At 52.1% G+C, this 23,750-nt stretch carries 21 protein-coding genes; 6 read left to right on the top strand and 15 right to left on the bottom strand.

Translation table 11 applies throughout. From position 1 onward, the window contains the following. Positions 1-49 precede the first annotated feature (49 nt). Complete coding sequence (gene dapF / locus I2E77_RS11835) at positions 50-886, bottom strand: diaminopimelate epimerase (protein ID WP_195451292.1); 837 nt, start codon at positions 884-886, stop codon at positions 50-52. A gap of 330 nt (positions 887-1,216) precedes the next feature. Then, complete coding sequence (locus I2E77_RS11840; RefSeq protein ID WP_195451293.1) at positions 1,217-2,548, bottom strand: glutamine synthetase family protein; 1,332 nt, start codon at positions 2,546-2,548, stop codon at positions 1,217-1,219. 464 nt (positions 2,549-3,012) lie between these two features. Between I2E77_RS11840 and gdhA the strand changes: the two genes are divergently transcribed. The 5 genes from gdhA to I2E77_RS11865 all read left to right on the top strand — a co-directional run bounded on the left by gdhA (position 3,013) and on the right by I2E77_RS11865 (position 8,680). Beyond that, complete coding sequence (gene gdhA / locus I2E77_RS11845) at positions 3,013-4,344, top strand: NADP-specific glutamate dehydrogenase (protein WP_191395812.1); 1,332 nt, start codon at positions 3,013-3,015, stop codon at positions 4,342-4,344. Between the two features lie 235 nt (positions 4,345-4,579). Continuing rightward, the gene (locus I2E77_RS11850) at positions 4,580-5,614 is read left to right on the top strand and encodes a PTS transporter subunit IIC (RefSeq protein ID WP_191362889.1); all 1,035 of its coding nucleotides are present in this window, start codon (positions 4,580-4,582) and stop codon (positions 5,612-5,614) included. A 128-nt stretch (positions 5,615-5,742) separates the two neighbouring features. Continuing rightward, entirely contained in the window at positions 5,743-6,330 is a 588-nt protein-coding gene (locus I2E77_RS11855) for a manganese efflux pump MntP (RefSeq protein WP_087232474.1), read from the top strand. A gap of 148 nt (positions 6,331-6,478) precedes the next feature. Then, positions 6,479-8,041 carry an acyl CoA:acetate/3-ketoacid CoA transferase gene (locus I2E77_RS11860; RefSeq protein ID WP_087232477.1) on the top strand — a complete coding sequence of 521 codons (1,563 nt, stop codon included), beginning with the start codon at positions 6,479-6,481 and terminating at the stop codon, positions 8,039-8,041. 174 nt (positions 8,042-8,215) lie between these two features. Continuing rightward, positions 8,216-8,680, top strand: a complete 465-nt coding sequence (locus I2E77_RS11865) for a GNAT family N-acetyltransferase (RefSeq protein WP_191405826.1) — start codon at positions 8,216-8,218, stop codon at positions 8,678-8,680. 296 nt (positions 8,681-8,976) lie between these two features. Here I2E77_RS11865 and I2E77_RS11870 read toward each other — a convergent pair whose 3' ends face one another. The 5 genes from I2E77_RS11870 to I2E77_RS11890 all read right to left on the bottom strand — a co-directional run bounded on the left by I2E77_RS11870 (position 8,977) and on the right by I2E77_RS11890 (position 15,667). Next, positions 8,977-10,359: a sodium-dependent transporter gene (locus I2E77_RS11870; protein WP_087232483.1), complete on the bottom strand. Its 1,383-nt coding sequence runs from the start codon at positions 10,357-10,359 to the stop codon at positions 8,977-8,979. A gap of 408 nt (positions 10,360-10,767) precedes the next feature. Next, entirely contained in the window at positions 10,768-11,220 is a 453-nt protein-coding gene (locus I2E77_RS11875; RefSeq protein ID WP_087232489.1) for a GNAT family N-acetyltransferase, read from the bottom strand. A gap of 323 nt (positions 11,221-11,543) precedes the next feature. Continuing rightward, on the bottom strand, positions 11,544-12,221 hold the full coding sequence (locus I2E77_RS11880) for a fructose-6-phosphate aldolase (RefSeq protein WP_191405825.1): 678 nt from the start codon (positions 12,219-12,221) through the stop codon (positions 11,544-11,546). Positions 12,222-12,254: 33 nt separating this feature from the next. Beyond that, positions 12,255-14,657, bottom strand: a complete 2,403-nt coding sequence (locus tag I2E77_RS11885; RefSeq protein ID WP_191441228.1) for a glycyl radical protein — start codon at positions 14,655-14,657, stop codon at positions 12,255-12,257. 41 nt (positions 14,658-14,698) lie between these two features. Then, entirely contained in the window at positions 14,699-15,667 is a 969-nt protein-coding gene (locus I2E77_RS11890; protein WP_191362893.1) for an ROK family protein, read from the bottom strand. Positions 15,668-15,858: 191 nt separating this feature from the next. Here I2E77_RS11890 and I2E77_RS11895 point away from each other — a divergent pair, with 191 nt between their 5' ends. Next, positions 15,859-16,764 (top strand): glycyl-radical enzyme activating protein, encoded by a 906-nt coding sequence (locus I2E77_RS11895; RefSeq protein WP_191362894.1) that lies wholly within the window; start codon positions 15,859-15,861, stop codon positions 16,762-16,764. A 116-nt stretch (positions 16,765-16,880) separates the two neighbouring features. Here I2E77_RS11895 and I2E77_RS11900 read toward each other — a convergent pair whose 3' ends face one another. The 8 genes from I2E77_RS11900 to I2E77_RS11935 all read right to left on the bottom strand — a co-directional run bounded on the left by I2E77_RS11900 (position 16,881) and on the right by I2E77_RS11935 (position 23,748). Continuing rightward, positions 16,881-17,639, bottom strand: coding sequence for a DeoR/GlpR family DNA-binding transcription regulator (locus I2E77_RS11900; RefSeq protein WP_191362895.1), 759 nt, complete (start codon positions 17,637-17,639; stop codon positions 16,881-16,883). Between the two features lie 278 nt (positions 17,640-17,917). Beyond that, the gene (locus I2E77_RS11905; RefSeq protein ID WP_195451294.1) at positions 17,918-18,910 is read right to left on the bottom strand and encodes a PepSY domain-containing protein; all 993 of its coding nucleotides are present in this window, start codon (positions 18,908-18,910) and stop codon (positions 17,918-17,920) included. 110 nt (positions 18,911-19,020) lie between these two features. Continuing rightward, positions 19,021-20,370 (bottom strand): sensor histidine kinase, encoded by a 1,350-nt coding sequence (locus I2E77_RS11910; RefSeq protein ID WP_195451295.1) that lies wholly within the window; start codon positions 20,368-20,370, stop codon positions 19,021-19,023. Then, positions 20,367-21,041: a response regulator transcription factor gene (locus I2E77_RS11915; RefSeq protein ID WP_087232514.1), complete on the bottom strand. Its 675-nt coding sequence runs from the start codon at positions 21,039-21,041 to the stop codon at positions 20,367-20,369. Before I2E77_RS11915 ends, I2E77_RS11910 begins: the two co-directional genes overlap by 4 nt. 247 nt (positions 21,042-21,288) lie before the next feature. After that, positions 21,289-21,846 carry a 4Fe-4S binding protein gene (locus tag I2E77_RS13770; protein ID WP_207727211.1) on the bottom strand — a complete coding sequence of 186 codons (558 nt, stop codon included), beginning with the start codon at positions 21,844-21,846 and terminating at the stop codon, positions 21,289-21,291. 6 nt (positions 21,847-21,852) lie between these two features. Beyond that, complete coding sequence (locus I2E77_RS11925; protein WP_195451296.1) at positions 21,853-22,932, bottom strand: hydrogenase large subunit; 1,080 nt, start codon at positions 22,930-22,932, stop codon at positions 21,853-21,855. A gap of 6 nt (positions 22,933-22,938) precedes the next feature. Next, the gene (locus I2E77_RS11930) at positions 22,939-23,286 is read right to left on the bottom strand and encodes an NADH-quinone oxidoreductase subunit C (protein WP_087232524.1); all 348 of its coding nucleotides are present in this window, start codon (positions 23,284-23,286) and stop codon (positions 22,939-22,941) included. A 12-nt stretch (positions 23,287-23,298) separates the two neighbouring features. Beyond that, complete coding sequence (locus I2E77_RS11935; RefSeq protein WP_087232526.1) at positions 23,299-23,748, bottom strand: NADH-quinone oxidoreductase subunit B family protein; 450 nt, start codon at positions 23,746-23,748, stop codon at positions 23,299-23,301. Positions 23,749-23,750 lie beyond the last annotated feature (2 nt).

A 23,750-nucleotide genomic window follows, 5' to 3' on the forward strand; every position in this document is an offset into this window, starting at 1 on the left:
ACCTCCTAAAATTCGTTTTAGCACACAGAATGACCAATAAGATATTATATCAGATTTCGACAGTCCCGTCAAAGACAAAAGCGGCGGGGCCTTCCATATAAACGTCGTCCGTATCCGGATCCCAGAAAACATGCAAATCTCCGCCACGCAAATGCACCGTCACATCGCGGTCCGTCTTTCCGGTCAACACAGAGGCCACCGCACAGGCACACGCGCCCGTACCGCAGGCAAGGGTCTCCCCGGACCCGCGCTCCCAAACGCGCATCTGCACTTCATGCGGGCCGGTCACCTGTGCAAATTCGATATTGGCACGCTCCGGGAACATCGCGTGCTTTTCCATCTCCGGGCCAATTGCAGGCAGATTCACTCCCTCCACATCGTCAACAAAAATCACCGCGTGCGGGTTGCCCATCGAAACACAGGTGACCCTCCACACGTTTCCAGAGGGCGTATACACCTCTTCGTCCACCATGCGGTCCTTTGAAAACAAGACCGGGATTTTTTCCGGGTCCAGCTCCGGCTGCCCCATATTGACGCGCACCGAAGCGACCTTTCCATCCTCCACACGCAGCTGCAAGGTTTTCACACCACTGCGGGTTTCCACACGCAGGACGTCCTTTTTCACAAGCCCGCGGTCGTAGACATATTTCGCCACACAGCGGATGCCGTTTCCACACATCTTCCCTATGGAACCGTCCGCGTTGAACATCTCCATGCGGCAGTCTGCCACGTCGGATGGCAAAATCAAGATCAGCCCATCGGAGCCGATCCCAAACCGGCGGTCGCTCAGCTTGACCGCCGCTTCTGAAGGGTTTTCCAGCTTCTCCTCAAAGCCGTTGACATAGATATAGTCGTTTCCGGTGCCGTGCATTTTTGTAAATTTCATGGGACTGTCCTCCTGGCAAGAAAAGTTTCAATTACTCAAGATACTGCGTTCCAGAACGACGCTTCTCTTCAGGAACACCGCGCAGCTTCATCAGAAACCGTTGGACACACATTCTCTTACTAAGACATATTTATGCAAATTGGAAGCACGTATTCAATGCATCAAACACCGTCATCGCTGTCTCAGATAATATTTCCAGAGCACATGCTCCGCATTTACAGAAACCAGTGGGCCGCAGGCTCAGGTCCACTGCTCCTTCCGGCATGGTTCAAATTTTCAACCATTATATGGCTCACTGCGTCCCGTTTCCAAGCCGTCCGCTACAAAACATTAAAATTTGTTCAAATACCGCTCGATTTCCCACTGGGACACACGCGTGGTATATTCTTTCCACTCCTGCCGTTTGGCCTCCACATACTTTGTATAGACGTGATCGCCCAATACCTCGCGGATAAAGGGATCGGCCTCCATGCACTCCACCGCGTCGATCAGGTCGGCGGGCAGGTTCTCAATGCCCAGCTTCTTGCGGTCCGCTTCCTTCATATCGTAGATGTTTGCACTGACCGGCGGGGGCGGGGTCATCCCTTCGCGGATTCCCTCCAGGCCCGCTTGCAGCAGCACGGCAAAGACGAGATACGGGTTGCACGCCGGGTCCGGGGAACGCAGTTCCACGCGTGTCCCCACCCCGCGGGTGTCCGGAACGCGGATCAGGGCGCTGCGGTTACAGGTTGTCCAGGCGATATAGCAGGGCGCTTCATAGCCGGGGACCAAGCGCTTATAGGAATTGACCAGCGGGTTGGTGATCGCGCTGATGCTCTTGACATGCTTGCAGATGCCGGCGATGAACTGATGGGCGATTTCGCTCAGGCCGGATTCCGAATCCGGGTCATAAAACGCATTCTTTCCATCTTTAAATAGGGACATGTTGGTGTGCATACCGGAACCGCACTGGCCATAGACCGGCTTTGGCATAAACGTTGCACACAGGCCGTGGGAATCGGCCGCCGATTTTACCACCATCTTAAAGGTAAGGATGTTGTCTGCCGCAGAGAGCGCTTCGCTGTATTTGAAGTCGATCTCGTGCTGAGCGATCGCCACCTCATGGTGGGAGGCCTCAATCTCAAGCCCCATGTCCTCGAGGGTCAGGCAGATATCGCGACGGCAGCTCTCGCCCAGATCGGACGGCCCCATGTCAAAATAGCCCGCCGTATCATGAGTGATGGTGGTGGGATGGCCATACTCGTCGGTATTGAACAGGAAGAATTCGCACTCCGGCCCCACGTTGAAGCTGTATCCCATGTCCGCTGCATCTTGGATCGCTTTGCGCAGGATGTAGCGCGGGTCCCCTTCAAACGGCGTGCCGTCCGGCTTGTAGACGTCGCAGATCAGCCGGGCAATCTTCCCGTGCCGGGTGTGCCAGGGCAAGATAACAAAAGTGTCCAGATCCGGCCAGAGATACATATCGGACTCCTCAATACGCACAAAGCCCTCGATGGAAGAGCCGTCGAACATACACTTGTTATCCAGTGCTTTTTCCACCTGGCTGGTCGTAATGGCCACATTCTTCAAGGTGCCGAAAATGTCCGTAAATTGCAGCCTGACAAATTTCACGTCATTTTCCCGGATAATCCGGATGATGTCCTCCTTGGTGTATTTGCTCAAAACCATATCCCCCTAAAAATAAAAATAACAAGGCTGTTCCTGTTTACAGAACCTCCTTGTCCCATCTTTATTTGGCCGCACCCGGCCATACAATTATTGTCTTTATTTTATTCTATTTGCAAAGTCGTGTCAATCATTTTCATCGTGATGTCCCCGATTCATATTTATGCACAAATTTCCGGATAGAATCGGTCGTTTTCCGGTGAAACGGCAGTGATTTTGCAATATTCATCTTCCGTTCCTGCAAAATAATCAAAAAAATTTGATTTTTTCGGCCATAAAATCTTGAAATATTGGTATTCCTATGCTAAACTGTTGAAGTAAAAAAATTGTGTGTGCAGGCTGGCGCCGTTTTCCGTCATCCGAAGCGGTTCCAAAGCGGTATGAATATATACCTTGACCGTTGCCCACCGCACAGTTGCAATGCTTACAGAATCTATTTTGTATAGGAGGCTTTGTGTATTATGTCCTATGTCAGTGAACAGTTGGAAAAAGTCGTCCGCCTCAACCAGAGCGAGCCGGAATTCATCCAGGCCGTCACAGAAGTGCTCAACTCCCTGGAGCCTGTGATCGAGCAGAACCCGCAGTATGAGAAGGCCGGTATCCTTGAGCGCATTACCGAACCGGAGCGCCAGATCAAATTCCGCGTCGCTTGGGTAGACGACAACGGCAAGGTGCAGGTCAACCGCGGCTATCGCGTGCAGTTCAATTCCGCAATCGGACCCTACAAGGGCGGCTTGCGTTTCCATCCGTCCGTAAACCTTGGCATCATCAAGTTCCTCGGCTTTGAGCAGATCTTCAAGAACTCCCTGACCGGCCTGCCGATCGGCGGCGGCAAGGGCGGCTCCGACTTCGACCCGAAGGGCAAGTCTGACCGCGAGATCATGGCGTTCTGCCAGAGCTTTATGACGGAGCTGTACCGTCACATTGGCCCGGACACCGACGTTCCGGCTGGTGACATTGGCGTAGGCGGCCGTGAAATCGGCTACCTGTTCGGCCAGTATAAGAGAATCCGCAACGCTTATGAGGGCGTGCTCACCGGCAAGGGCCTGAACTTCGGCGGTTCCCTGGCTCGTACGGAAGCTACCGGCTACGGCCTGCTGTATTTCACAGACGCGATGCTGAAGGCAAACGGCAAGAGCATCGCTGGCTCCACCATCGCGATTTCCGGCGCTGGCAACGTGGCCATCTATGCATGTGAGAAGGCACAGGAACTGGGCGGCAAGGTCGTCACCATGAGCGATTCCACCGGCTGGATCTATGATCCGGAAGGCATCGACCTGGCTGCAATCAAGGAGATCAAGGAAGTCAAGCGTGCGCGCCTGACCGAGTACAAGAACTATCGTCCGAACTCTGAGTACCACGAGGGCAAGGGCGTTTGGAGTGTCAAGTGCGACATCGCTCTGCCGTGCGCAACGCAGAACGAGCTGCTGATCGACGACGCAAAGGCACTTGTTGCAAACGGCGTCTTCGCTGTTGCGGAGGGCGCAAACATGCCGACCTCCATCGAGGCAACCGAGTATTTCCAGGCAAACGGCGTTCTGTTCGCACCGGGCAAGGCCAGCAACGCAGGCGGCGTAGCAACCTCCGCTCTCGAAATGAGCCAGAACAGCATGCGTCTCTCCTGGAGCTTCGAAGAGGTTGACGCAAAGCTCAAGGGCATCATGGAGAACATCTTCAAGAATGCAGCTGACGCGGCTGAGAAGTATGGCCACGCAAAGAACTATGTGATGGGCGCGAACATCGCAGGCTTTGTCAAGGTTGCAGACGCGATGTTGGCAGAAGGCGTCATCTAATCGACGGTTTGCAACAAGCTCTGATTTAAATAGGACATTGCCACACTGCTGGCGAGGCGGTGTGGTTTGATTGGCCAACAATATCCGATATTGAAGAAGAAATAGCGGTTTGTGGGTTAGGAAATAGGTACTGGGATTCCAGTGCCGCTCCCCTCCTCACAGCCGCTATTTTTTTGTCTACATGGGCGGCGCTGCCGCTTGTCTGATGCGAAAATAGATAGAGTAGGTGTAGAATATGGAAAAAGTAACAGGAAACAACGTCCGTTCCCTTTTGAAAAAGCTCTTCCAACGGTACTTCGTAGATGCCATGAGCGCAATGGCGCTCGGCCTTTTCTCTTCCCTTATCATTGGGCTGATTATGTCCCAATTGAGCCAAGTTCCCTTCCTGACCTTTTTGGCCCCTTATTCGGAAATGGCGGCCGCCTCTTCCCCGGTGGTCGGCTCTGCGATTGGTGCGGCAATCGCTTGGGGCTTAAAGGCAAAGCCGCTGGTGGTGTTCTCCTGTGTCGTATGCGGCGCCTTCGGATACCAGGCAGGCGGGCCGGTGGGCGCTTATGTGGCCGCTGTCGTTGGGGCTGAATTTGGGCGCCTTGTAAGCGGCAAAACCAAAGTGGATATTGTCGTGACGCCGATGGTCACCATCATTACCGGCAGCGTGGCCGGGCAGTTTGTTGGCCCCTATATCCAGGAATTTATGAATGGGCTCGGCGCTATCATCAACCAAGCGACGGAACTCTCCCCGCTTCCCATGGGTATCCTGGTATCCGTCATCGTCGGCATGGTGCTCACCGCACCAATTAGCTCCGCCGCGCTCTGTATCATGTTGGATCTGAGCGGTTTGGCTGCCGGGGCGGCCGCGGTCGGATGCTCCGCCCAAATGATCGGTTTTGCTGTCGCCAGCTTCCGGGAAAACCGTTGGGGCGGCCTGCTCTCTCAGGGAATCGGTACCTCCATGTTGCAATTCAGTAACATCATGAAAAAGCCACAGATCTGGATTGCTCCCACTTTGGCCAGCGCGGTCCTCGGCCCGATCTCCACCTGCGTGTTCCAGATGACCAATACCGCCACCGGCGCGGGCATGGGAACCAGCGGCCTTGTCGGGCAATTTGGCGCTTTTGCAGCTATGTCTGGAACCGTACCACAGTGGCAAATCCTCCTGGAAATTGTTCTGCTACATTTTATCGCTCCTGCCGCCCTCGCTCTCCTCTTTGATTTTGTCCTGCGCAAAATTGGATGGGTCAAAGACGGCGATATGAAAATCAATATTTAACGCCAAGCGGCATCTTTCCTCTCCCCTTCACATACCCTTTTAGGAGGATTGACAAGCAGCTAAAAAGGATATAGAATAATCTAACTTCTTGTCAAATTCTGTATTTTATACATATTGAGGGGTTGCGCATGGACGTTATTTCTTTGATCGGCATTGCCATTGGGCTTTCGATGGACGCATTTGCCGTTTCCATTACAAATGGCGCTGTAACGCGCAATGTGACGTTTGGATTTGCAACAAAGCTTGCGGCAAGCTTTGGGTTATTCCAAGCGGCCATGCCCATGATTGGGTGGGCCGTCGGTAAGGCAGGCGAGGGGTTTATCAGTAAGATTGACCATTGGATTGCCCTGCTCCTTCTGAGTTACATCGGTATCCAAATGCTTCGGGAAGCGAAAAAGAAGCGCAATGAGGGCATTGTGGATTGCCAAAAGGAACCTCCAGGATTCAAAACGATTTTGGCCTTCGCGGTAGCCACCAGTATTGACGCGCTGGCAACCGGCATCATCTTACCAACCGCCGTGGGAGCGTCCACACTTCCCTTAATGCTGGCTTCCGTCGTTTCGATCGGGATGATCACCTTTTTGTTTTCCTTGGTGGGCGTAGGCATCGGCAAAAAATTTGGTTCCCTTTGCTGCGGCAAAGCAGAAATTGTCGGTGGGATTGTTCTCATCGGGATTGGGCTTAAAATCTTTTTGGAACATACCTTTTTTTCTTAAAAAGTGGCTGCTGTATAAAAGGCGGTGTTTCTCCGTTTTGACGGAAAAGCACTGCCTTCTTTGTTGCACCTCACGGACTTGAAATTTCCCATGGGTATGATATAATATTAACAATTCAGTATCATGTATATAAATTGGAGGATTGCTCATGTCTGTAAAAGTATTAACTGCAAGAGAGGCTGCGGATCTGATTCCGAACGGCGTCAACCTTGCAACAAATGGTTTCATCGGCGCTTCCTTTCCGGAAGAGATCGCAATTGCAATCGAGCAGCGTTTTTTAGAGACCGGCGCACCGAACGATTTAACCCTGCTTTTCTGCGCCGCACAGGGCGATTCTAAGGATAAAGGGCTCAACCACTTCGCACACGACGGCATGGTCCGCCGCGCCATCGGTGGCCACTGGGGCCTTGCCCCGAAACTCGGCAAGATGGTTGCCGACAATAAGATCATCGCGTATGATTTCCCTCAGGGTGTTACCGCGCATATGTTCCGTGATGCGGCGGCTCACAAGCCCGGTACTTTGACCCATGTGGGCCTCGGTACGTTTGTGGACCCCCGTCTAATGGGCGGCAAGCTGAACGAGCTGACCCGCCAGCAGGAAGATCTGGTGGAGCTGATGGAGATCGGCGGCAAAGAGTATCTCTTCTATAAAAACCAGCCGGTCAACTTCGCTATCATTTCCGGCACATATGCCGATGAAGACGGCAATATCTCCATGGAGCATCTGGGCGTTAAGGCAGAAGCGCTGGTCGTGGCGCAGGCGTGCAAGAACTCCGGCGGTACCGTGGTCGCACAGGTAGAACGCGTGGTTGCATCCGGCTCTCTCGATCCGCAGAAAGTAGAGGTCCCCGGCATCCTCGTGGACGCAGTGGTTGTTGTCAGCGACATGAAGAATCATATGCAGACCTTCGGCACGCAGTACAATCCCGGCTTCTCCGGCGAGCACCGTATGGGCGCTGCGGAGTTCACGCCGGCCCCCATGTCCCCGAAAAAGATCATTGCCCGCCGTGCGGCGATGGAACTGAAAAAGAATGGGATTGTGAACCTCGGTATCGGTATTCCGGAGTACATCTCCTCGGTTGCAACGGAAGAGGGCATCTTGGATCGCTTCACATTGACGGTGGAATCCGGACTGACCGGCGGCAGCCCGCAAAGCGGTCTGGATTTCGGCGCAAGCTTAAATCCCCAGTGCATCATGTCCCAGCCTTCGATGTTTGACTTCTACCAGGGTGGCGGACTGGACCAGGCCTTCCTTGGGTTTGCAGAGGGCGATGAAGAGGGCAACGTAAACGTGTCCAAATTTGGTGTAAAGCTGCCCGGTTGTGGCGGATTCATCGATATCTCGCAAAACGCCAAGCAGGTGTTCTTCTGCGGCACCTTCACGGCTAAGGGGCTAAAGACGGAAGTTTCCGACGGTAAGCTGCACATTTTGTCGGATGGAAGCATCAATAAATTTAAGACGGGCTTGGAGCACATCACCTTCAGCGCTGAGACCGCCAAAAAGAACCAGCAGCCGGTCATGTACATCACCGAGCGCGCTGTATTCCAGCTGACCGACAAGGGCTTGGTCTTGACCGAATATGCACCGGGCGTCGATCTGGAAAAGGACATTTTTGCCCATATGCCGAAGAAGCCGCTGGTATCCCCGGATCTGAAAGAGATGGACGCGCGCATTTTCCGCGAAGAAAAGATGGGCTTGGTCAACGAATAAACTGCATTAGAATGTATTAAAATAGCAAGTAAAAAATCCCTCTGGTAGACGCATTGCCGTTTATCAGAGGGATTTTCAAACTCAACCAAATAAAACGCGTAGCAAATGACGGGATAAAAATAGCAAGCACACATATTTACAGCCGTACGATATCCCAGAGGAGGCTCCTTAAAAATGATCCGGGAATTTCAAGCATCCGATGCGCAGGCGGCATCCCATCTAATCTGCCGTAATCTGCGGGAGGTCAATTGTTGGGATTACCCTCTTGAAGTAATCGAACAACTCATACAAGAATATACGCCGGAACGCCTTCTTCGAATGACCGCAGAGGGATATACATTCACTTTTGAAAAAGGCGGAATTCCAACCGGAATCCTTCGCATACTTCCTGCACAGGGAGCGCCACAGGTATATTGGCTACGCACGCTCTTTGTTTCTCCGGATTATCACGGCCAAGGAATTGGCCGACAGTTGGTAGAAGCTGGCGAACAATTTGCACGGCAGAAGGGTGGCGCTGTGGTGCGTCTCTGTGCATCCCTGACGGCCCATCGTTTCTATCAGAAGCTCGGGTACATAGATCTTTCCCATACCCCCGATTCTAATGGGCTTTATCTTATGAAAAAGGACCTATCCATTTGAGACCATTTTTACAATGGGAATTTGCGCTCGACTCTATTCCCAGTAGACCCATACGATTTTTGGGCCTTTCCAAAAAATTCCTTTTGCAAGCTTTTTCTATGAAAAAGCGTGATCGCCGGACAAAACTATCCTGCCATCACGCTTTTTGGCTCCATATGAAAATCCCTGTAAGGATATGAAAGGCCAACTGGGGTTCTCTACAGCTGTTCGTATGCATCCCTACAAACACACTTCTAAGACCCCGTTAGTAAATTCCAAAAGACTCTAACATAAAATGTTCTATTTAGCCCGATGGCTCACAGGCCCAGCCAGGTCTGAAACTTTGGCAAATACCCCATGATAAAAATAATCAAAATCAGCAGAGGCAAAACATACTTCAAATAAAGCCGCGACCATTTGGGAAATTTCAGCCCGCGGCCGGTATCCGCTTCCGCTATAAAATTCTCCCAACCCCAACCGCGTTTGCTCAGGCAGAACAACAAATAGATCAAGCTGCCAATAGGTAAAATATTGTTGGAGATAATAAAGTCCTCAATGGTCTGAATATCGCCGATGCCAGGCAGGGTCACGCTGCTCCACACATTAAAGCCCAGCGCGCAGGGCAGCGACAAAATCGCTACGGCAATCCCGTTGACGATCACCGCCTTTTTGCGCTCCCATCCCCACTTATCCATGCAAAAGCTGATGAGATTTTCAAACACTGCAATGACGGTGGATAGCGCTGCAAAGCTCATAAACAAGAAAAACAGGACTCCCCACAGACGGCTGCCCCACATCTGGTTGAATACACTCGGCAGAGTGACAAATACCAATCCCGGGCCTTCCCCAGGGTTCACGCCGAAGGCAAAGCAGGCTGGGAAAATAATCAGTCCTGCCATCAGCGCAACGAGCGTGTCCAAAACGCCGATATTTAACGCTTCGCCAAGAAGCCGCCGCTCCTTCCCGATATACGAGCCAAAAATGGCCATGGCAGAAATGCCCAAACTCAAGGTGAAGAAGGACTGTCCCATAGCGGCATACACCGCCTCGCCAAAGCTGGCCCAGCCATTTTCGAACATCTTGCCGAAATCCGGCACAAGATAAAATTTGAGGCCTTCTACCGCTCCATCCAGGGTGACGCTGCGAATACACAACACGATCATGATGAGAAACAAACAGCTCATCATGACTTTGGTGATCCGCTCCACACCCTTCTGCAAACCCAAACTGCACACCAAAAACCCCAGTACCACAGTCACCAGCATCCAGCCGACCTGTTCCACCGGATTTGCGAGCATGTTGGCGAATACCACGTCCGGCGCCGTCGTATCAAAGGCACCCTGGGCGCTTTTGATGATATAGCTAATCATCCAGCCGCCGACCGTCGTATAGAACATCATCAGAAGATAGCAGCCGCCAAATCCCAGCCAGCTATACCAATGCCACTTACTTCCCTTGGGTTCCAAAATTTCAAAGCTCTTAGCGCAACTCTTTTGGCTGGCACGCCCCACAGCAAACTCCATAACCATGACGGGCAACCCCAAAATCACAAGAAACAGCAAATACAGAATTACAAACGCCGCACCACCGTATTTCCCAGTGATATAAGGGAACCGCCACACATTGCCAAGCCCGATGGCGCATCCGGCTGAGATCAAAATAAAGCCCAAGCGGGATGCAAATTTTTCTCTTTGTTGCATAAAAATCCTCCTCATTCCAGCTGTTTTGGGCCCCTCCGCCCTCCGCACGCTTTCTATGCTATTATTCTACCAGAACGGAATGGACAGAACAAGTTTTTCAATAACAAAAGGAAAACAAGCCTCGAGCAATATCGGGGGCTCGTAAGAAAATAATATCGCATTTTTGCAGGAACGGCATGGCTTCGGTCATGCCGTTTCCTCTTTCATCAGCTCATCTGCCGGTACAGAGCCTAAAAGCGTATGAGCCCCTTCTTGAAAATAGAGATAAAAAAGGCCGCAGGCTTTTTGCACAATGCAACCAGCGGAATGAAGCTCCGCAGGACGGACGATACTCCCGGCAGGATCGTATAGAAGTGCGCCCTTTCGTCCCTAACCCTAAAGGATTTTCGGCTGTCAAACAAGAGAAATTTATCTATGGACATACATTCTTGTCATATTAGGTTCGCCATCTCCTTGAACCATACACAAAAATTCCCATCCATATTTTTCATAAAAACCAATATGGTCAGTAATAAGATAGATTGGAGATATTCCTTTGGATTTCATATCATTCACAACCATATTTAGCAAGTTTCCAGCAATTCCCTGGCCGCGATATCCTTCCTCTGTAAAAACAGCACATACATTCGGCGTAAGGTCTTTTCTGTCATGAAAATCATTTTCGATAACGCCCATTCCGCCGATAATTTGATTGCCGGACAAGCAAAGATACCAACCATATTCTGTCTCATTGCACAAATAAGCATCCATACATTCCAGATACGCTTCCGTTGGCACGCCCCACTTACTGTGAAACCACTCTGCTGCCAAATCCTTTATTTCGCTTTTCTCCCTCAATGAAATATATTCATATTTTGTCATGGTTTCGGTTCTCCTCTGTCAAAACCTGATTTGCCCCATCCTATCGCCACGCAAAGTATAGCAGAAACGTGTGAAAGAATCCTCCGGATAAACCAGGCCGCCCGGACATTTTGCCCGGGCGGCTTCGCTTTCAATCGTATATCATTTCATGCTTCACAATCTTCTCCGCCCTATGCGGATGGAGCTCACGGAGCGTACCCACGAGAGATGATCAGCGGTTTTCATGGCCTCCGTCACGCTGCTTCCCCTTGACCGCCCCCAGCACAATGCTGTCTTGCAGACACCCGCCTAAGTGCCCGGGGCTTGCTTTTGTTATCAAGCTTTTACAGATCTGTGATGGAGACATCGCCATGGATGTTTACCCAATCCGCGTGAAAATCATCCACAGCCTTTTTGATCGCTGCCATGCCAAATGCATCATGCAGGAGTGCTGGCTGCAACGTAGCTGTGTGGGCGCCTGCCAGCAGGGCATTCGTCACCTGAGCGATGTTTTTAAAGCTGGCAGCCAAAATCTTTGTATTCGAATCGTCCTCGTCGATCATCTGGCGGAATGCCGCAATGGTATCGCACGAGTCGATATCGAGGTTTTCCATGCGGTTGTAATACGGGGCAATGAAGTCCGCGCCGCATGCAATCGCCATAAAGCCCTGAATCTTGCTGTAAATGGCCGTGGCTGTCACATGTACCCCCTCGGCTTTCAAGGCGCGCATCGCCTTGAGTCCCTCTTCCGTCGTGGGGATTTTGATATAGACGGCATCGTCCACATTTTTCAAAATTGCATGGGCCTCTTTGAGCATCCCCTCGCAGTCCTCTGCGATCACCTGCATATGCAGTGTCTTATCCGGCCCAATGATCTGACGGATCTTGCGCATATGCTCGAACAGGTCGATTTTCCCCTCCGCTTTCAAAATGCTCGGATTGCTGGTTACGCCGGTAATAGGAAAGCATGCGCTATATGTCTGAATCGCTTCCAAGTTGGCGCTGTCAAATAAAAACTCCATGACACTTCGTCCCTTTCTTGATGTTCTCTGCTCTTAAATCACTTGCTCCGTGCGTTCGATGATGTCGTCCTGGGTCTGGCGGGAGAGCACATTGAAGAAAGCGCTATAGCCCGCTACCCGCACAATCAAATCGCGGTGCTTTTCTGGATGCACCTGGGCATCCCGCAAAGTTTCGCGGGAGACCACATTGAACTGCACATGGAATCCATGCAGCGTATCAAAGAATACACGCAACATCGCAATCAGCTTTTGACGGTTCTCCTCTTTCTCCAGCATCTGCGGGTTTACCTTCTGATTTAGCAGCACGCCCCCGGTGATCTTGTCAGTGGGCAATTTGGAAATAGATTTAAAGACCGCGGTCGGCCCGTGTTTATCTGCCGCATGGGAGGGCGAGCATCCCTCCGCCAGAGGTTCCCCTGCTTTCCGGCCGTCCGGGGTTGCCGTGGTTCCGGCGCCCTGCGGGACGTTTGCAGAGATCGAAGAGGTCCCTGCATAGTATACACCTCCGATGGGTCCACGTCCATAGCGGGTGTTGTGATAATGGGACAATTCGTCGATATAGATGTCATAAGAAGCGCGGGTAAGCGAATCCACATAGTCGTCGTCGTTGCCGTATTTCGGGGCCGCGATCAGCAGCTTGCGGATGCGTTCGCCCTCTTCCCCTTCGAAATTGTTCATCAGGGCGTCCCAGAGCTGGGCTGGGGTCATCGAATGGTCTTCGAACACACATTTCTTAATCGCAGCCATGGAGTCTCCCTGGTTGGCGATTCCGACCTGCAAATCGCTGATGAAATCATAGACCGCGCCGCCTTCTTTGAGGTTCAAACCGCGCTCGATGCAATCGTCGCACAATGCGGAGCACAGGATGTCCGCCGTATCCTTCTCCAGGACCGTGTCGCAGCAATTGTCGATGATAACGCACTGACGGGTAAATTCGCGGATGATCTTATCCCAAGCCGCCATGACCTGGTCAAAAGAGGTCATATCCTTGAAGTGTCCCACACCTTCGCAGACCTTGATGCCGGACTCGATATCGACTCCGTCGTTCAGCGCGATCATCAGGGACTTCGGGAAGTTCAAAAAGCTCATCCCGGTGCAGCGGTATCCCCACTTCCCGGGGACAGCCACTTCGACGCAGCCGATGGCACTGTAGTCGTATGCATCCTCCGGCTTGACGCCCTTTTCGATGAAGGAGGGAATGATGATCTCGTCGTTGTTAAACGCCGGCATACCAAATCCCAGTCGCATGACTTCAATGGCCTCGCGCATAAAGTCATCCGGCAAATTCTTATGATAGCGCACCGTCAGGTTTGGCTGGGTAAGGCGCGTCTGTGCAACGCTGCGCAGGATCAGGAAGCTCATCGGATTGACCGCGTCCTTCCCATCCGGCGTCTGGCCGCCCACGGTGACGTTTTGATAGAGCGGGCTGCCCGCAGAAAAGCGGGTGTGGCTCCAGGAACGGATCTTATTGATCGTATAGGTTTTCAGCCAAAGATTGGTCAAAAGCTCGCAAGCGGCCTCCTCTGTGATGCGGCCTTCCTTCAGATCCTTTTCGTAGTACGGGTTCAAATACTGATCCATCCGGCCATAGGAGAGCGAATGGCCATTGCTCTCAATTTGCAGGCAGAGATGTACCAGCCACAAAGCCTGCACCGCCTCATAGAAGGTGTCCGCCGGCTCGTAGGGGACCTTATTGAGCACGCGGCTCATTTCCAACAGTTCTGCCCTGCGCCCCTCGTCCGCCTCCTCTTGAGCCATCTTGAAGGCCAGGTTCGCATAGCGTTTGGCAAATGCCACCGTAGCGTCGATCACAATCAGCACCGCGCGGTAAAAATACGACTTATGCAGGTTTTCCGCCTCCGTCAGATCGAGCTCCTGGAGCTTCTGCTCCGCACGGGCGCGGTATTCCTTCAAGCCGGTTTGCAGCATCCGGCGGTAATTGACCGCTACATGCGCGTCGCCCGAGGTGATATTCCCCTCTGCCTTGATGATACCCAAATCATAGAAGACCTTGGTCGCTGCCGGCATTGCCGCCAAGCCGCGGTCCTTGGTCGTATTGTGCTCCCAGAAGGGGGCAATGTCGCGCAGCACCTGCTTATTTTCCTCGGTGATATAGAAGCGGTCGCCGTCCCGCTTGTCAAATTGGTCCAGTTCTTCGATCACCCAATCCATCGCATATTCCGGGAAGATCGGGGCTGCACGGTTGCTGGACGCCTGATTTCCAGCCAAAAGCGTCTGCGGCTCGATGAAGATGCTCATCCCAGCCAGGACGTTGCGGTACATCAACGCGCGGCGAATCGCCAACGGCTGATCCATATTCTCGCGGTAGGTCTGTGTGGTAATCTTCGCACGCTCCACGCAAACCATCGGTTTAGCATTCAAAAGTTCCTCGCGAAAATCGTGCATCCGAGGGGTCAATTCTCCAAAATGGCTCATAAGAAGTCCTCCTAACGATAAATCATCTATTTGATGAACAATCAAACGCAATTGGTTTCAGATACCAGCAGTTCCGCTGCGCCGATGATGCCGAAGTCCTCCCCCAGCTCGGCAAATCTGAAATACACGGGCAGATCGTTGCCGTTGTATTGATCGAACAGCTCCCGTATGCGTGGGAATAGCCGGTCCCCAAAGTGGACCAGGCCGCCTCCAAAAACAAAACAGTTGATGTTCAGCACCTGATACAGATTATATAGCCAGACAGCCAGGTATTGGGCCATCTGTTCAACCGCCCATTTTGCCATCGGGTCGCCTTGATCGAACGCCTGCTGGATATGTACCGCGGTGATCTGTTCCGGGCTGCCGGCCAATTCCGTCATCCGCGTTTTCTTCCCCGCTGCAATCTTTTGACGGATGTGCTTCACAATCATAGATCCGGAACAATACGACATAAAACAGCCCTTATTCCCGCATCCACATTCGATCCCCTGCCCAGGGGTAATCAGCATATGGCCGGTTTCCCCGGCCCATCCATACCGGCCGCGGAAGAGCTGGTTGCGGATGATAATCCCGCTGGCGATCCCGGTGCTGACGGCGCAATAGACCATGTGTTGAAAGCCGCGCCCCGCCCCCTTTTTATGCTCCGCCAAAGCAGCGACATGGGTATCGTTGTCCAAGAGCACGCGCATACCGCCGAGCTTCTTCATCAGATATGCCCGTGCTGGGAAATCGTGGATTTTCGTCAAATTGGTGGTCTTCAGGATCTTACCCTCTTCAAATAGGATAAAGGACGGCATGCCGATCCCGATCCCGCGCATCTGGTCCGCAGACAAATGATGCTCTCGCATCATATCCTGAATGCTCTCCGCCAGCGCGTCAAAAAAAGGCTCCGCTTCTAGGGAGGGGTCCGACGGAACTTTCTTTTTAGCAATCAAATTTTGGTTGCCATCGAATAAACCGTACGCAATTTTGGTTCCGCCGACATCCACGCCAATGGTGTACTGTCCCACTTTAGACGCTCCTTTCCGCCGCCCAACTCTCGGGCGGCAAATCCGTTTTTCTGATACTTTTATTATAACGGATAATCTTCAAATGTCAATACAATATTTACATTCGTAAGTGTTTTTGATTCATACATTCCCATTTTGCTTTACAATTTCACTCGCGTTTGTTATAATCAAGTCGTAAAGGAGGAGCCAATATGGAAAGCAAAGGCTGTGTTTTTAATATTCAAAAGTTTAGCACCAACGACGGACCCGGAATCCGCACGACGGTATTCCTGAAGGGTTGCCCACTGCACTGCGGTTGGTGCTCCAACCCGGAGTCGCAGGCGCAAAAACCGCAGATCTTATGGGATCTATCCAAATGTGTGCGCTGCCAGCAATGCGTCCAAACATGCCCGCAGCATGCCGTCCAGTTCGATGTGGAATCCGGAAGCATCCGTTTTGATTTCAAAACCTGTGTGGGATGCGGCGCCTGCGTTGCACAGTGCCCACAGGAAGCCTTGACCCTGGAAGGGGAATGGAAAGACGTGGAAGACGTTGTCGCCGTCTGCCTGCAGGACCGTGTTTTTTATGAGGGTTCCGGCGGCGGTGTGACCCTATCCGGTGGGGAACCGATGATGCAGCCCAACTTTGCCGCCGCTTTGCTCTCCCGGCTGAAGCAGGAGGGTATCGCCACCGCGATTGAGACGACTGGATATGCGCCGTCCGCTGTGTTCAACCGGCTGCTTCCGGACATCGACCTCTTTTTATTTGACTGCAAGCATTACGACCGGCAAAAACATTATGAAGCGACCGGCGTGTATAACGATCCAATCCTGCAAAATTTGAAGACAGCCCTCCAATCGGGCAAAGAGGTGATTGTCCGCATCCCGGTGATCCCGGGGGTCAACAACCAGCTGGACGACGCACAGGGGTTCTGCGAACTTTTTCAGACTCTTGGCGTTAAGCGGATCAACCTCCTCCCCTTCCATCAATTTGGGGAACGGAAATACGATTTTTTGAACCGGGTCTATTCCCTTCATGGCATTCCGGCACTCCACGAAGCGGACTTAGAGGCGTTCCGTGCGGTTTTCCTCAAAAACGGCTTTGACTGCTTTTTCTAAACCGCTCGTTTTCCTAATTACATATGAAAAATTAAATATAAAAGAAAATCCTCCCTATACGGCATTTACATGTCATATAGGGAGGATTTTACTTGCTCTTCTTTTCCCTTTTGCACTTATTCCTCACCCGGTACCTTTCTCACGTCAACCCCCTGGTTCATGAGAAACACCTCTATCTCCAAGGGAATCGCATCGTCCGTCTGCACGATGGAAACCTGTTTGGTCGGGAGAAGGGTGACCACACCCTGCCTAGAAAATTTACTCGATTCCGTCAAAACGATCACCTGGTCCGCCTGACCAGCCATATCGCGCACGGTCTCTGCTCGGAGCAGGTCATTGCCGGTGAAACCGTTCTCCTTTCGGAAGCCGTCTGCTCCGATAAAAAGCTTATTGACAAAAAAGTTCTGTGCGCACTGCCGGGCCACCGGCCCCACCATCACCTGTGATTCATTTTGGTAATCGCCGCCCAAAAGAATGATTTTAGCCGTTGGCAGACGCCGGACATAGCCGGCGATAAATGCGGAATTCGTCACAATGGTCACGTCGCGTTTATGGGTACAAAGCTCATCGGCGAGAAGCGCACAGCAGGAGCCAGATTCGATCATCACCGTCTCCCCATCCCGGACGAGACTTGCCGCAGCTTGGGCAATCCGGCGTTTCAAATCGTAATGATAGGCAAGGCGGTTATTGATGTCGTCGTTGGAGCAGAGAACGGCATAGCCGTGCTCGCGTTTAATCAACCCTTTTTGTTCCAATTGATCCAAATCCTTGCGGGTTGTCACTTGGGACACATGCAAAAGCTGCGCCAGCTTTGCTACTTCAATCCGATTGTGCTCTGTTACAATTTCTAAAATTTTTGTCTGACGGGTTGTCATGTGCCTCATCCTTTCTGAAAGAAATTTTAGCACATTTTCATTACGAATACCAGATAAATCTTTTCATATGCAAGTAAATTTGCCTTCTTTGTGAAATTCGCCTGCAAAATACTCTCTTACAATGCCATTTCCTTGCGCTGAATGAAACAAGCTACTACCTTTCATAGTAAGTCCTCATATAGATATGGAAACGCTTTTATCATAAAACAAACCAGGCACCGCCCCAAGGGAGATGCCTGGTTCCAATTTCTAAATATCGATCCGTATGGCTTCAAAAATCAATCCACATCTTTTTCGTAGTTGAGAATGTCGCCTGTATTCGCATCGATTTCATAGGAATATTCCGTTCTTCCGACATCCCATTCCACCTCATAAAGGAGACGCCCGTCGTCGCGGTCCTGCTCCACTTTCAAGCGCTGCACATCGCTTTCCGCAACGCCCGCATGCTTCAAAGCAATTTGCTTTGCTTCATCGGCCGTCAACGCCGCAGCCCCAGCTTCCGTGCCGCTGGGAGCCGTGTAATACTCGGCGTCGTGGTCATACGACAGAATCTCTCCGGAAACTGCATCAATGTCATAATCGTATTCCGTGTTGTCCTGATAGAACTCCACCTCATACTTCCATCTGCCGTCGTCCCTCTCCAGATGTGTGCGGACAAATTTGACGCTGTCTTTGCTGACGCCCGCATGATCCAAAGCGGCCTTTTGCGCTGCTTCCTCTCCAATATAGGTGCCGGAAGCCGTTTGGGTGTCTGCCGCAGCCGATGTACTGCTCTTTGCCGAAGAATCGCCACTGGCGTCTTTCTTGGGAGCCGCTTCACCCGTCGCCGCTGGAGCCTGCGAACTTGCCGTCTCCTGATTAGTCTGTGCGGACGGGGCCCAATCCTCTATATCCCGATCCATGGAGAGAATTTCCCCGGTCGTCGCATCGATATCGTAATCGTACTCTTCGTTTCCAACAAGGAACTCAATATCGTACTGCGCGCGATTGTCGTCGTAGTCCAAACGCGCCTTGCGGAACTGCACTTCCTCTTCTGCAAGTCCGGCATTTTTGAGGGCGATTTCCTTTGCTTCCTGTTCCGTGATGTAGTCACTCGATGCGCTTCCTGCCATGCCGGCGGAAAGATTGCTGGAAGGAGAGCCCACGGGGGCTACGCCTGCGCCGGAAGAAGCTCCCACAGCCGGGTCCGTCGCGTTGGAACCGCAGCCCGTAAACAATACTGCACTAAGAATCAAAGCGGAAACCGCTAACCATATATGTTTCCGATTCATACATCATACATCCTTTCCAAAAGCATATTGGTTTGTTTCAGTGACTTCAGTATACCCACGAAAGATTAAAGTCACATTAAACGATGCATGAATTTTAACATTTTTATAATTTAAGGGCACGGAAACGAAAAGGTAAACGCTGTCTCCTGTCCAAGCGTACTTTCCACATGGATTTCCCCGCCATGCGCTTCCACAATCCATTTCACCATGGACAGTCCCAGTCCCGCGCCGCTGGCGCTTCGCGCGGGGTCCGCCTGCCAAAAGCGCTCCCAAACACGCGCCAGATTTTCTGGGGCGATTCCAATCCCGTTGTCTTGGACACAGCCCTGGATGGTTCCATCCTTTTGCGCCAGCTGTACGTTCAGCCAACCGTTCTCCCGGCCATATTTAATGCCATTTTCAATTAAATTGATCCATATGCGCATCAGCATCGTCTCATCCCCCAGCATTTCAATGTCCGGTTGGATGTTTGTCTCGATGCGAATCCCACGCTTTTCGGCGTTCTCCTGCTGTTGCTCCGCCACCATGCTCGCCAAATCGCTGAGATTGACCGTTTCAAAATGCAATTTCTCATGGCCCTTATCTGCACGGGCAAGCATCAAAAGCTGGGAAATCAGCGCGGCCATCTTTTCCGCCTGGTTGAGGACCGCCGCAAGCGCTTCCTTCGCCTCATCCAGTGTTTGGGCATTCTCAATCGCATATTCGCACTGGGAAATGATCACCGTGGTCGGCGTGCGCAGCTCATGGGAGGCGTCGGACGTAAATTGTTTTTCGGTTTCAAACGCTTTTTCCAGGCGGGCAAACATCCTGTCAAATTCCGCGGCTAACGTATAGATCTCATCCCGCCCTTCTCCAAGCGCGATGCGGCGGGACAGGTCGTCCCCCTCCCCAATTTCTTTCGCCGTCTGGATAATCCTCCGGACCGGGCGGAATGCACGGCGTGTAATGAGATAACCGCCAACCGCTGCAAATAGCACAAAAAACGGCAGAATGACCAACGCAAAGCGAAAGAGGGTCGATATAGTCGAATCGATTTGGTCGGCCTCCGCTACGCTGCGAATCCACACCGTTCCATATCCATCTACCTGTTTCTGCTCGTCATATACATACCAGCTCTTCTCTCCGGAGGGAATGGTGCGCAGGTCATTCGGAGCGAAAACCGCTGAATTGTCAAAGTCCCTGGGCACGGCTCCGTACAGCGGCACGCCGCCCCCGTCGTAAACCGAAAGATAAATGCCGTCCTTGAAGTATTCTAAATCGTCGTCGATCTCGATGGCCCCATCGTCGGAACCGATCTCATGCCATGCGGCGGCCACCATATCCATCATCTGGCTTTTCGTCCCCTCCAATGCCGACTGCGCGCCCAAAGAGAACAAAAACGCCAGCACAATGCTGACCAGCAGCACCATGAGCAAAGTAAACCATAGAGTTACTTTTAATTGAATCGATAAACGCCTCATGTTTCCTCCCGCAGCACATAGCCCACCCCACGGACCGTATGGATCAATTTCGGTTCAAATCCGTCATCCAGCTTTTTGCGCAGATAGCGGATATAGACGTCCACCACATTCGATCCACCCTCGTAATCATAATTCCAGATGTGATGGCTGATCTTTTCCCGGGAAAGGACCACGCCGCTGTTCCGGATCATATATTCCAAAATCGCAAATTCTTTGCTGGAAAGCGATACCGCCTTCCCGCCCCGTTTGACCGTGCGCGCTGTACAATCCACGGTCAAGTCCGCCACGGTGAATACGTCACTGGTGCTGTCCGATGTGCGCCGGATCATCACCCGGAGCCTGGCAAGCAGCTCGTCAAAGGCAAACGGTTTCACCAGATAATCGTCCGCCCCGGCATCCAAACCCGTGACCCGATCTTCAATCCGGTCCCTCGCCGTCAACAGGAGCACCGGCGTCTTACTTCCCTTCCCGCGGAGTTCTCGCAGCACCTCCAGCCCATTGATTCCAGGCAACATAATATCCAAAACGATGGCATCGTATTCCGCGCAGCACAGATAGTCCAGCGCGTCCGTCCCATTCAAGCAGCTATCCACGCTGTAATGGGCTGCCTGCAATTGTTTTACAAGCAAGTGGTTGAGCTCCGGTTCATCTTCTACGACTAACAGCCTCATATTAACTCCCTCCATTGTACCTTTATTATGATGCATATGCTTCCGCCAATCAAGGGTCAATTGAATAATATCAGGGAAAATCATCTGCCTACGGATAACCGGCTTCCTTTGCAGCACATGAATATCCGGCAGATAACCGCAAAAAATAGGGGCCCAGCCGCATCTTGAAAACACGGCCAAGCCCCTATTCTATTTTCAGCCTTTTCCAAACCGGAATCCTATCGAATGATTGCCCCGGTTTTATTTCCTATTTTAACGTCAAACACTTTTTGGGACAGGACGCCGCACAAATACCGCATCCCACACATTTTTCCGCATCGAGCGCCCAGCTTTTCGCCGCGCGGTCGACCGTAATGGCGTCTTGCGGGCATTTCTTGGCACACAAGGTGCAATATACGCATTTCGACGCATCGTTGACCGGCTTTCCGCCCGCCTGCTGCGCCTCCTGTTCCGGCGGTGCCGGACGGGTGAATGTCTCGCTCGCTTTCTGTGCACCGGGCTCGGTATAGCCGGGCACCATAAACAGGCATTTCTTCGGGCATACATTGGTACAGTTTCCGCACTGTACACAATCAAAGCGATTGATCGTCCAGGTCCGCGCTGCCCGATCCACCTTCAATGCCCCCGGCGGGCAAGAACGTGCGCATAGGCCGCAGCTGATGCAATCCTCAATTTTAATTTGCACATGGCCGCGCATCCGCTCCGGATACTTCACCGGTTCGAATGGATAGCCCGTTGTCGCAGGTTTAGAAAATAAATTTTTCAGCGCCGTATGCGCAAATGGGAAAAATCTCCACTCCGCCATTCTCTCTCACCTCTCCGTACAGCTGATGCAGGGGTCAATGGTCAAAATCAGAAGCGGCACATCCGCCAGCTGACACCCTTTCATCAACTCCAACATGGGCGGGATATTGCTGGTCGTGGGTGTGCGCAGGCGGAACCGGTCGAGGAATTTCGTCCCATTGGCTTTCACATAATAAATCGCTTCGCCGCGGGGCTGTTCAATCCGCATAAAATACTCGCCATTGGGGTTGCCTTTGACCGGCACACGGATCGGGCCCTCCGGAATTTTTGAAATTGCCTGCCGGATCAAGGCAAAGGACTGATAAATCTCCTGGATACGCACTTCACACCGCGCGTAGGAATCCCCATCGGAAGCGGTGACCGGCTCAAATTCCAGCTCATTATAGGCCGCATAGCCCAGCTTACGCGCATCGTAAGCGATGCCGCAGGAACGAAGCATTGGCCCTACCGCACCGGCAAGGATTGCCTGGTCGGGCTTCAGCACACCGAGTCCGCGCAGGCGGCTGCCCACGGTATAGTCCCGCAAAAATGCCTCCGCGATGGGCCGCAGCTCTTTCTCCATCTCATCAATTGTATCCGAAATGGCTTTTAGCATCCCGCTATCCATGTCCTTGAGAACGCCGCCGATGCAGTTTACCGAAAAGATGACACGCCCACCGGTAGTAAGATCAAACATATCGAGGATCTTTTCCCGCAATCTCCAGGACTCCATAAACAGGCTTTCAAACCCCATGGCATCCGCCAGCAACCCCAACCAAAGGAGATGGCTGTGTACACGGCTCATTTCCATCCAGATCGTGCGCAGGTAATTGGCCCGGCGGGGCGGCTCCACGCCCATGATGTGTTCCACGCTCTGGCAATATCCCATGCCGTGGCCAAAACTACAGATCCCGCAGACGCGTTCCGCGATGTAAACATATTCCTTAAAATCTTTGATCTCCACTAGTTTCTCTAAGCCGCGGTGTACAAAGCCAATACTTGGTACCGCCTCTACGACCGTCTCATCTTCCAGGACGAGATCCAAATGTACAGGCTCCGGTAAAACAGGATGCTGAGGTCCAAAGGGAACGATACTTCTTTTTGCCATAGTCCCTCACCCCTTTTCTTTAAATGGCGTGTCCCGGGCAATGCGGTACAACTTGTGATGATAATCGTTTTCCATGCTCTCAATCTTGACGCCAAACAACTCTGCCACTTCGTTTTCCTGTATAAACGCGCAGGGATAAACCTGCGTAATACTGGAAACAGGCTCGTCCTCCCCAACTGTCAAACGCAGGGTGCGCATATCAAATCCTTTTGCAAACGAGTAGCTCAATTCATATTGCTCTGGCAAGCGGCATGCGCAAATCTGTACCAGGCGCCATCCATCCATTTTGAACTGGATCACCATCGGGAGGAACTGCTCCATCGTGATCGGTTCGATCGTATTTAAATACTCCATGCCATTTTCTCCTTATGTTCCACTCTTCTTCCGCTGGCTGGCGAAGGCTTCACGTTTTTTCTGTAGCAGTTCAACCGCTTTTACAACCCCGTCAATAATGGCCTGCGGCCGTGCAGCGCATCCGGGTACATAAATATCCACCGGGATGACCGTGTCCACGCCGCCCTTAATATTGTAGCATTCTTTAAATATTCCTCCCGTGCAGGCGCAGATTCCCACCGCCACAACCACCTTCGGATTCGGCATCTGGCTATAGATCTGCTTGACAACGCTCTCGCTCTGGCTATTGATCCCCCCTGTGATGAGCAGGATATCCGCCTGGAAGGGGTCGCCGGTGTTGATAATTCCGAAGCGCTCCACGTCGTACACCGGCGTCGTGCATGCCAGCACTTCAATGTCACAGCCATTGCAGCTGCTCCCATCATAATGAAGCATCCAAGGAGATTTCGCAAGCTTTCCCATGG

It is taken from the genome of Anaeromassilibacillus sp. 1001302B_160321_C8 (genome assembly GCF_015554745.1).
GTDB lineage: Bacteria > Bacillota > Clostridia > Oscillospirales > Acutalibacteraceae > Anaeromassilibacillus > Anaeromassilibacillus stercoravium.

Bases quoted from the DNA above. Each gene is read 5' to 3' on its own strand.
- I2E77_RS11850 (WP_191362889.1), top strand. From the start codon at position 4,580: ATGGAAAAAGTAACAGGAAACAACGTCCGTTCCCTTTTGAAAAAGCTC.
- gdhA (WP_191395812.1), top strand. From the start codon at position 3,013: ATGTCCTATGTCAGTGAACAGTTGGAAAAAGTCGTCCGCCTCAACCAG.
- I2E77_RS11880 (WP_191405825.1), bottom strand. From the start codon at position 12,221: ATGGAGTTTTTATTTGACAGCGCCAACTTGGAAGCGATTCAGACATAT.
- I2E77_RS13770 (WP_207727211.1), bottom strand. From the start codon at position 21,846: ATGGCGGAGTGGAGATTTTTCCCATTTGCGCATACGGCGCTGAAAAAT.
- dapF (WP_195451292.1), bottom strand. From the start codon at position 886: ATGAAATTTACAAAAATGCACGGCACCGGAAACGACTATATCTATGTC.
- I2E77_RS11855 (WP_087232474.1), top strand. From the start codon at position 5,743: ATGGACGTTATTTCTTTGATCGGCATTGCCATTGGGCTTTCGATGGAC.
- I2E77_RS11915 (WP_087232514.1), bottom strand. From the start codon at position 21,041: ATGAGGCTGTTAGTCGTAGAAGATGAACCGGAGCTCAACCACTTGCTT.
- I2E77_RS11875 (WP_087232489.1), bottom strand. From the start codon at position 11,220: ATGACAAAATATGAATATATTTCATTGAGGGAGAAAAGCGAAATAAAG.
- I2E77_RS11900 (WP_191362895.1), bottom strand. From the start codon at position 17,639: ATGACAACCCGTCAGACAAAAATTTTAGAAATTGTAACAGAGCACAAT.
- I2E77_RS11895 (WP_191362894.1), top strand. From the start codon at position 15,859: ATGGAAAGCAAAGGCTGTGTTTTTAATATTCAAAAGTTTAGCACCAAC.
- I2E77_RS11910 (WP_195451295.1), bottom strand. From the start codon at position 20,370: ATGAGGCGTTTATCGATTCAATTAAAAGTAACTCTATGGTTTACTTTG.
- I2E77_RS11930 (WP_087232524.1), bottom strand. From the start codon at position 23,286: ATGGAGTATTTAAATACGATCGAACCGATCACGATGGAGCAGTTCCTC.
- I2E77_RS11935 (WP_087232526.1), bottom strand. From the start codon at position 23,748: ATGGGAAAGCTTGCGAAATCTCCTTGGATGCTTCATTATGATGGGAGC.
- I2E77_RS11905 (WP_195451294.1), bottom strand. From the start codon at position 18,910: ATGAATCGGAAACATATATGGTTAGCGGTTTCCGCTTTGATTCTTAGT.
- I2E77_RS11925 (WP_195451296.1), bottom strand. From the start codon at position 22,932: ATGGCAAAAAGAAGTATCGTTCCCTTTGGACCTCAGCATCCTGTTTTA.
- I2E77_RS11870 (WP_087232483.1), bottom strand. From the start codon at position 10,359: ATGCAACAAAGAGAAAAATTTGCATCCCGCTTGGGCTTTATTTTGATC.
- I2E77_RS11885 (WP_191441228.1), bottom strand. From the start codon at position 14,657: ATGAGCCATTTTGGAGAATTGACCCCTCGGATGCACGATTTTCGCGAG.
- I2E77_RS11860 (WP_087232477.1), top strand. From the start codon at position 6,479: ATGTCTGTAAAAGTATTAACTGCAAGAGAGGCTGCGGATCTGATTCCG.
- I2E77_RS11865 (WP_191405826.1), top strand. From the start codon at position 8,216: ATGATCCGGGAATTTCAAGCATCCGATGCGCAGGCGGCATCCCATCTA.